Genomic DNA, 8,507 nt, shown 5'->3' on the forward strand with positions numbered 1-8,507 from the left:
GGGACGTGGAGGTAGATCCCGAACGGCGCCCGCGGGTCGCGCGGCGGCGGGGAGAGAGCGAGACCAGCCGGATCGTGGGCCCCGGTCGTCACGCCTGACCGGTCACGCGGTCGCCACCGGTCTCACCGCCCCCCGACTCGGAGGTCGCGGGCCCCTCGTCCGGAACGGTGGCGGCCGGGGCGCTGTAGGTCGGTGCGGCGGCGTCGGGCCCCGTGGCGGTATCGGGCTCCGGTTCGGACGCGGAAGAGTTGTCTGGTCTGGGCACGGAGCCCACAGTGCCGGATGACGGGTTGGCCGTGCGCTCGACGGGGGTGACGGGCTTGGAACCCGTGGGCTTGTCGGACGTCTTCCGGGCCGAGGTCTTCCTCGCGGCGGCAGTCCTCGAGGCCGACTTCTCACCAGCCGATGTCGAGGCGGGGGCGGTCCGGCCCGTGGTCTTCTCGGCGGTCGGCTTGGTCGCGGTGGACGTCTTCCTGTGGGCGGTCGACTTCCTGGCGGCTGTCGTCTTGGTGGTGGCCGAGGTCTTCTTCGCGGGAGCCTTCTTCGCTGGAGCCTTTTTCGCCGGGGCCTTCTTCACGGTCGTCTTCTCCGCGGTCGACGTCTTCGCGGTCGTCTTCTCTGCCGGGGCCTTCTTGGCCGGGCGCTGTCGGTCGGAGGCGTTCGTGGCGGCCCCGTCCTTGCTCGCGGACGACTGACGGCCCGCCTTCTTCAGGTCCTTCCGCAACTGCGCCAACTCGGCGGCGGACATCCGCTCCGCCGTGGGGGTCCCGCTCGCCTCGCGCTTCTCGGCGGCCTCGACGAGTTCCTCCATGGCCTCGCTCACCGCGCGGGCCATGGGCCAGGGGTCGGGAACGAGGTCCTTGCACGCGATGAACCCGAAGTGCAGCTCTCCGTCGAGCGACATCACCGTGCAGTTGAGGCCGGCGCCGTGGAACACCGGCCCCATCGGCAGCATCTTCGTGACCCTGGCCCCGAGGAAGTACAGCGGGATGTTCGGACCGGGCACGTTGGAGATGATGAGGTTGTGCACCACCGGGTGGCGCTCGGAGAGCCTCAGGCGCGAGTACATCCGGACCGCGGAACCGAAGACGGACGGCGCCGCGAACTGCGCCCAGTCGGTCAGGAGATTGGCGTCGAGTGCGTCGGTGTGGTCCTTGGCGACGGTGTTGGCGTCCCGGATCGACTCCAGACGCTCGACCGGGTCGTCGATGTCCGTGGCCAGCGACATGAACATTCCCGACACCCGGTTGGTGCCGGGGCGTGACTCCGCGGCGTGCACCGACATCGGGACCATCGCGATGAGGGGCTTCGACGGCAACTCGTCCAGGTCGTCGAGGTAGTTGCGCAGGGCGGTCGAGCAGAGGGCCAGCACGACGTCGTTGACGGTGGTGCCGAAGGCGTTCTTGATCCGCTTGACCTGGTCCAGGTCCACACTGGCGTAGGAGATGGACCGGTGCCCGGTGATGGTGCGGTTGAACGGGGTGCGCGGGGCGGTGAACGGTGCCGGCATGGCGAGACCCTTGCGGGCCCTGTTGATCCACGAGGGAAGGACACCCAGTGTCCCCGGCAACAGCGAGGCCAGACGCCACGGGGTGGCCAGCCGGGACAACGCCCCGCCGACGGCCAGTTCGAGGGCTCCCGAGCCTCCGGCGGTCTCCTGCACCAGTTCCTGGTCGAGGGACGGATCCTCCGGGGTGAGCGAGCACAGCTGGGACATCATGTTGGCGCCCGTGACGCCGTCGACGGTCGAGTGGTGCATCTTGGCGAATACCGCGAACCGTCCGTCGGGCAGCCCCTCGATGACGTACATCTGCCACAGCGGCATCGATCGGTCTATCGGCTGGCTGGCCAGGTGACCGCACAACTCGGCAAGGACCTCGTCACCACCCGGTTCCGGCAGGCCGACCCGGTGGAGGTGGTGGTCGATGTTGAAGTCCTCGGCCTCGACCCATACCGGGTGGTCGATGTTCAGCAGTGAGTCGTGCAACTTGCGCCGGAAACCCGGCATCCCGGTGACCCGGCGGGCGAGTTCCGCCCGCAGCGCGTCGAACGAGTAGCCGCCGTTCATCTCGGACCCGTCGAGGACGATCAACCCGCACACGTGCAGGAGCTGGGCCCTGGTCTCGAAGTAGAGGAAGCTGGCGTCAAGTCCACTCAGGCGCTGCATGGAGGGAGTGTACGTCCGGAGTCCGTCCCGCAGAGTCGGTTCCGCGGACGGCCCGTCCTCACCAGACGTCGAGGATGAGCCACGCGATCACGACGAGCGCGATCAGCAGGATCAGGGCGAGAGTCACACGCGACCGGGGCATCTACAGGACCTCCTTCCCGGTCTCGGGGTCCCCGGCGGCGACGAGCCCCCGGAACCGGTGCACGAGCACATCGGCCACCCGCTCGATGACCACCGCGACCAGGAAGAACAGCGGGACTCCGGCGGCGAGCATGATGAACACCTGCAGGGGGAACGGCAGGGTGGCGAGCCAGAGCTCGACCCTGTCCCAGAACTCGAGGAATGCCGTCACGGATCGATCCTACGACCGGCCGGCGGTGGCGACCTCGCGGCCGCCCACCACCGAACTGTCCAGGCCCCGGCGACGCAGCAGCGCCGAGGGACTCGGGTCCGCACCGCGCATCGCCCGGTAGGCGTCGAGGAAGTCGATCGCCCCGCCGCGGGACAGGACCTCACGGCGCATCGCGTCCCCCGAGGACCGCTTCAGTCCCCCACGTTCGGCGAACCACTCGGCGGCGTCCGCGTCGAGCACCTCGGCCCAGAAGTAGGAGTAGTAGGCCGCCGAGTACCCGCCGGCGAAGATGTGCTGGAAGTACCGCGACCGGTACCTGGGCTCGACGCCGGGGACGTCCAGTCCCGCCTCGGCCAGCACCCTGGCCTCGAACTCGTCGACATCCGTCACCGCTTCGGCCTCCTCGAGGGTCAGCGAGTGCCAGGCCAGGTCCAGGAGGGCGGCGGCGAGGTACTCGACGGTGGCCTGCCCCTCACCGAAGCGTTCGGCCTCCCGCATCCGCGCGACGAGATCCTCGGCGATCGGCTCCCCCGTCTCCACGTGCCGGGCGTATCGCGCGAGCATCTCCGGCCGGCGCGCCCACATCTCGTTGACCTGTGAGGGGAACTCGACGAAGTCGCGGGGCACCGAGGTCCCGGAGAACACCGGGTACTCCACGTCCGAGAGCAGGCCGTGGAGGGCGTGCCCGAACTCGTGGAACATCGTCGTGACCTCGTCCATGGTGAGCAGCGTCGGCTCACCCGCCGCGGGGCGGGACAGGTTCATGACGTTGACGACGACGGGACGCGAATCCAGGAGCCGGGACTGGTCGCGGAACGAACTCATCCAGGCCCCGCCCCGCTTGGTCGGACGTGCGTAGTAGTCGAGGAGCAGCAGACCGATCCCGGCGTCGGGCTGGTCCCGCTGGTCGTCGAAGACCTCGATCACCCGGACGTCCGGGAGGAATCCGCGCAGGTCCGTCCGCTCGGCGAAGCGCAGGCCGTAGAGTTCGGAGGCCGAGTGCATGACCGCGTCGCGCATTACGCGCTCGAGCTCGAAGTACGGCCGGACGCGTGCGTCGTCCACCTGGAAGCGGTCGGCGCGCAGCCGCTCGGACTCCCAGGCCCAGTCGGCCGGGTTCAACTCGCGGTCGTCCCCGCCGAGCAGGTCCTTGGCCTCGTTGCGGGCATTGGTGACGGCGGCGTCGACCACGTCGAGCAGCAGACCTCGTGCCGCCTCGGGCGACCCGGCCGTCTCCACGGCGAGTACGTGCTCGGCGTGGGAGCCCAGCCCCAACAGGTGCGCGCGCTCGGCGCGGAGCCGGACGATCTCCAGGACGATCGGGGAGTTGTCGTGCTCCGGGGTCGAACCCCGTCGCAGCGAGGCCTCCATGACCCGCCGCCGCAGACCCTGATGGTCCAGCCACGCGGAGATCGGCTGCACCGTGGGCAGTCCCAGCGGGATGAGCCAACCCTCGCGTCCCGCCTCCGCGGCCGCGGCGGCGAGCGATGAGCGCATGGACGCGGGCAGCCCGGCCAGCTCCGCCTCGTCGGTCACGGGGACGGCGAGCTCGGCGGTGGAGGCGAGCAGGTTCTCCCCGAACGCCGTGGTCAGTTCGGCCAACCGGGTGTCGATCGCCGTCAGCCGCTCGCGGCCCGCCTCGTCGAGTCCCGCACCCGCCCGGAGGAGGTCACGGTGATGCCGACGGATCAGCCGCGCGGTCTCGTCGTCGACCTCCAGCTCCCCCGACTCCAACGCCGAGTGGACGGCGTCGACCCGCGCGTGGAGGCCCTGATCGGTCATGACGGCCGAGCCGTGGGCGGCCAGGAGCGGCGAGACCACCCGGTCCACGTCGAGCCGGGCGGGGGTCGCATCCGGACCGAGGAGCCCGTAGAACACCGACAGGACCCGGTGGAGCGCCCGGCCCGACCGCTCGAGGGCGATGACCGTGTTGGCGACGGACGGCGGTTCCGGGTTGGCCACGATCGCCGCGACCTCGGCCGCGTGGTCGTCGATCGCCGTCCGGATGGCCGGCTCCAGCTCCGCCTCGTCGATCGCCGCGAAGTCGGGCAACCCGTACGGCAACGGTGACTCGTCGAGCAGCGGGTGGCGGCCGGGTTCGGGGCTCGGGAGGGTCATGGGGGCGAGTCTACGTCGGCTCCGCGGGACGCCTCACGTCCACTGGGCCACCGTGTCCCACGCCAACTTGACCGCCAGGATGCCGATGACCACGAGGAACACCACCCGGATGAACTCGTTGCCGTGTCGCATCGCCATCCGCGCGCCGATGAACCCCCCGGTGAGGTTGGCCACCGCCATACAGCCACCGATGAGCCACAGCACCTCGCCGTGGATGCCGAACACCAGGATCGAGGCGATGTTGGTGGTGAGGTTGGCGAGCTTGGCCGCCACGGTCCCCTGCAGGAAGCCGAAGCCCAGGAACGCGACGATCGCGATCACGAAGAACGACCCGGTCCCCGGACCCAGGACCCCGTCGTAGAACCCGATCAGCAGACCGATCAGCGCCGATCGCCAGATGCGCGCCCACCCGGTGTACCGGTTCTCGTGGGTGCGACCCATGGTGGGCCGGAACCACGTGTAGGCGCCCACCACGATGACGGCCACCAGGACGACCGGCGTGAGCAGGTCCCTCGGGATGAACCTGGCGACCGACGAGCCGGCGGCCGACCCGGCGAACGCCGCGACCACCAGCGGGAGCACCATCCCGATCGGCACCCGGATCCGGCGCAGGTAGGTCAGGGAGGCGACCAGCGTCCCGGCGACCGAGGAGAGTTTGTTGGTCCCGAGGATCTCCGGGGTCGAGGCATCCGCGGGCAGTCCGAGCACCAGCGCCGGGAGCTGGATGAGTCCTCCCCCGCCGACCACCGAGTCGACCCAGCCGGCGACGAACGCGGCCAGCACGAGCGCGGCCAGGACCCACACGGAGACCCCCACCGCCGGGGACGCGGCCAGACCCGCGAATGACTGAGGCATACCGATCACTGTGCTGTAATCGGTTTGTGTATATCAACCCTTACGGGGCCGATCCGGTGACCCTCGCCGCCGACCTGGCGAACCGCCGCCCCCGCACCACCCGCGAACTGGTGGACCGCTGCCGCGAATCGGGGGTGACCATCGACCGGGGGGCGTGTGACGAGGACCTCGAGGAGGTGCTGACGTTTCTCGACGACTGGCTCGTCGTCGTCGACACCACCGACCCCCGCGGGCGGGCCGACGCCCTCAACGCCCTGCTCGCCGACCACTCGGCGCCGCCACGCCTGACCGACCACGACGGCCACTGGCACGTGCACTACCGCGCGGACGACGTCTCGTTCGCCCGACTGCTCACCGCCATGTTCTCCGTGGGCACCGCACTCCACCTGACCTCACGCGGCATCGACCGTCTGGCCCGGTGTGCGGCCGACGACTGCGCGGACGTCTTCGCCGACACCACCCGCAACGGACGCAAGCGGTACTGCTCGACCCGCTGCACCAACCGGTCCGCCGTACGGCGACACAGAGCGAGGACCTGGGCGTGAGCCCGGGCGGACCCGACGGCCGCTACTACTCGTCCGCGCTCACTTCTTGTCCGCGCTCGAGTCCGCGGACAGCGCGGCCACGAAGGCCTCCTGGGGGACGTCCACGCGACCGATCGACTTCATGCGCTTCTTGCCCTCCTTCTGCTTCTCGAGCAGCTTGCGCTTGCGGCTGATGTCGCCGCCGTAGCACTTGGAGAGCACGTCCTTGCGGATCGCGCGGATGTTCTCGCGGGAGATGATCTTCGCGCCGATCGCCGCCTGGATGGGCACCTCGTACTGCTGACGCGGGATGAGCTCCTTGAGCTTGCCCGTCATCTTGTTGCCGTAGGCCTGCGCGTAATCCCGGTGCACGATCGCGGAGAACGCGTCCACGGCCTCCCCCTGCAGCAGGATGTCGACCTTGACCAGATCGGACGCCTGCTCGCCGGCCTCCTCGTAGTCCATCGACGCGTATCCCTTGGTGCGGGACTTGAGCGAGTCGAAGAAGTCGAAAATGATCTCGCCCATCGGCATGACGTAGCGCAGCTCCACGCGGGTCTCGGACAGGTAGTCCATGCCCTTCATCTCGCCGCGCTTGGACTGGCACAGTTCCATGACGGTGCCCACGAACTCGCTGGGCACGATGATCGTGCACTTGACGATCGGCTCGAAGATCTCGCGGTGCTTGCCCTCGGGCCAGTACGACGGGTTGGTGACCTGGTGCTCGGTTCCGTCCTCGGCGACCACTCGGTACACCACGTTCGGCGCGGTGGAGATCAGGGCGAGGTTGAACTCCCGCTCCAACCGGTCCCGGGTGATCTCCATGTGCAGCAGACCCAGGAAACCGCAGCGGAAGCCGAAACCGAGCGCGACGGAGGTCTCCGGCTCGTAGTCGAGCGACGCGTCGTTGAGTTGCAGCTTGTCCAGGGCGTCGCGCAGGACCGGGTAGTCGGACCCGTCGATCGGGTACAGCCCGGAGAACACCATGGGGTTGGGCTCCTTGTACCCCGCCAGAGGCTCCTCCGCCCCGCCGCGGGCGCTGGTGATCGTGTCACCGACCTTGGACTGGCGGACGTCCTTGACCCCGGTGATCAGGTACCCGACCTCGCCCGGGCCCAACCCCTTGGTCACCTTGGGTTCCGGCGAGATGATCCCGACCTCGAGCGCCTCGTGCGTCGACCCCGTCGACATCATCCTGACCTTCTCGCGCGGATTCAGCGTCCCGTCGAAGACCCGGACGTAGGTGACCACGCCTCGGTAGGTGTCATAGACCGAGTCGAAGATCATCGCGCGGGCCGGGGCGTCCGGGTCGCCCACCGGCGCGGGGATCACGTCACACACCTTGTCCAGCAGTTCCTCGACGCCCACGCCCGTCTTGCCGGAGACCCGCAGGACGTCCTCCGGCTCGCACCCCACGATGTGGGAGATCTCCTCGGCGAAGCGGTCCGGGTCCGCCGCGGGGAGGTCGATCTTGTTGAGCACCGGGATGATCTCGAGGTCGTTCTCCATGGCCAGGTACAGGTTGGCCAGCGTCTGGGCCTCGATGCCCTGCGCGGCGTCCACCAGCAGGATCGCCCCCTCGCACGCCTCGAGGGCGCGGGAGACCTCGTAGGTGAAGTCCACGTGGCCCGGGGTGTCGATCATGTGCAGCACGATCTCCTCACCCTCGTGGGCACCGGAGCGCGGCACCCACGGCAGGCGGACGTTCTGCGCCTTGATGGTGATGCCGCGTTCGCGCTCGATGTCCATGCGGTCGAGGTACTGGGCCCGCATGAGCCGCTCCTCGACCACACCGGTGATCTGCAGCATGCGGTCGGCCAGCGTCGACTTGCCGTGGTCGATGTGCGCGATGATGCAGAAGTTCCTGATCCTGGCCGGATCGGTGAACGTCGTCTCTGCGAAGTTGGGAATCTCGATCACTCCTGGAGGCGGGCCCGGGCGTGGCGGGGTGCGGTCCGACCGGGCGATGCCCCCATTGTCACACGTGCGGGCTCCGGATACGCATCACGTACCGTCCCGTGGGGATCGCGTCGACCGTGCCGTCGTCGAGGAACCGGGCCGTCGAGGCGGTCATGGCCTTGATGTTGTGGCTCATCCTCTCATCGCTGCCCCGGGAGTCGAAGAACACCCCGAGGTCCCCGGCCGCCTCGATCGGGAACACCTCCTCGACGATCCCCGCGATCTCCGGCGCGTCCCCGGTCAGTGCGCGGACCACCACGTGCTGGGTGTAGGCGGTGGTGGACTGCGTCTCGATCGCCACCGGCGTGTGCTCCTCGAGCCAGACGCGCAGCCATTCGTCGCGGTCCAGCCGCCCGGGGCGACGCAGGAAGGCCAGATTGGCCATCCCGGGACACCTCCCGTCCTCCCCCGGCTCCGGCACGCGGAGCGGCTCCGATCCGGTCACCGACCACGCGGAGACCGGGCCCAGCCCGCGAAGGGCGTCGAGGACGCCGGCGCAGGCGGTGGCCGAGGCCACCGGCACCCGCGCGCA

The 8,507-nt window shown here is 69.5% G+C and carries 6 protein-coding genes and 1 pseudogene; 1 reads left to right on the forward strand and 6 read right to left on the reverse strand.

Features of this window, described 5'->3' with window-relative positions:
- Positions 1–787 precede the first annotated feature (787 nt).
- The 4 genes and pseudogenes from G6018_RS03600 to G6018_RS03615 form a co-directional block, all read right to left on the reverse strand.
- Positions 788–2,167, reverse strand: a pseudogene (locus G6018_RS03600) (wax ester/triacylglycerol synthase family O-acyltransferase); the annotation flags it as partial.
- Positions 2,168–2,309: 142 nt separating this feature from the next.
- Entirely contained in the window at positions 2,310–2,519 is a 210-nt protein-coding gene (locus G6018_RS03605) for a hypothetical protein (protein WP_182611086.1), read from the reverse strand.
- A gap of 9 nt (positions 2,520–2,528) precedes the next feature.
- Positions 2,529–4,637: a M3 family metallopeptidase gene (locus G6018_RS03610; protein ID WP_182638774.1), complete on the reverse strand. Its 2,109-nt coding sequence runs from the start codon at positions 4,635–4,637 to the stop codon at positions 2,529–2,531.
- Between the two features lie 33 nt (positions 4,638–4,670).
- Positions 4,671–5,492 carry a TSUP family transporter gene (locus tag G6018_RS03615; protein WP_179524957.1) on the reverse strand — a complete coding sequence of 274 codons (822 nt, stop codon included), beginning with the start codon at positions 5,490–5,492 and terminating at the stop codon, positions 4,671–4,673.
- Between the two features lie 26 nt (positions 5,493–5,518).
- Between G6018_RS03615 and G6018_RS03620 the strand changes: the two genes are divergently transcribed.
- Complete coding sequence (locus tag G6018_RS03620) at positions 5,519–6,037, forward strand: CGNR zinc finger domain-containing protein (RefSeq protein WP_179524956.1); 519 nt, start codon at positions 5,519–5,521, stop codon at positions 6,035–6,037.
- A 39-nt stretch (positions 6,038–6,076) separates the two neighbouring features.
- Here the strand turns inward: G6018_RS03620 and lepA are convergent, their stop codons facing one another.
- Both lepA and G6018_RS03630 read right to left on the reverse strand, forming a co-directional pair.
- Complete coding sequence (gene lepA / locus G6018_RS03625) at positions 6,077–7,936, reverse strand: translation elongation factor 4 (protein WP_179524955.1); 1,860 nt, start codon at positions 7,934–7,936, stop codon at positions 6,077–6,079.
- A gap of 58 nt (positions 7,937–7,994) precedes the next feature.
- On the reverse strand, positions 7,995–8,507 hold a 513-nt coding region (locus tag G6018_RS03630), incomplete at its 5' end, for an EthD domain-containing protein (protein ID WP_182638776.1).

The sequence above is a fragment of the Dietzia sp. DQ11-44 genome, assembly GCF_014145205.1.
In the GTDB taxonomy this organism is placed as follows: domain Bacteria; phylum Actinomycetota; class Actinomycetes; order Mycobacteriales; family Mycobacteriaceae; genus Dietzia; species Dietzia natronolimnaea.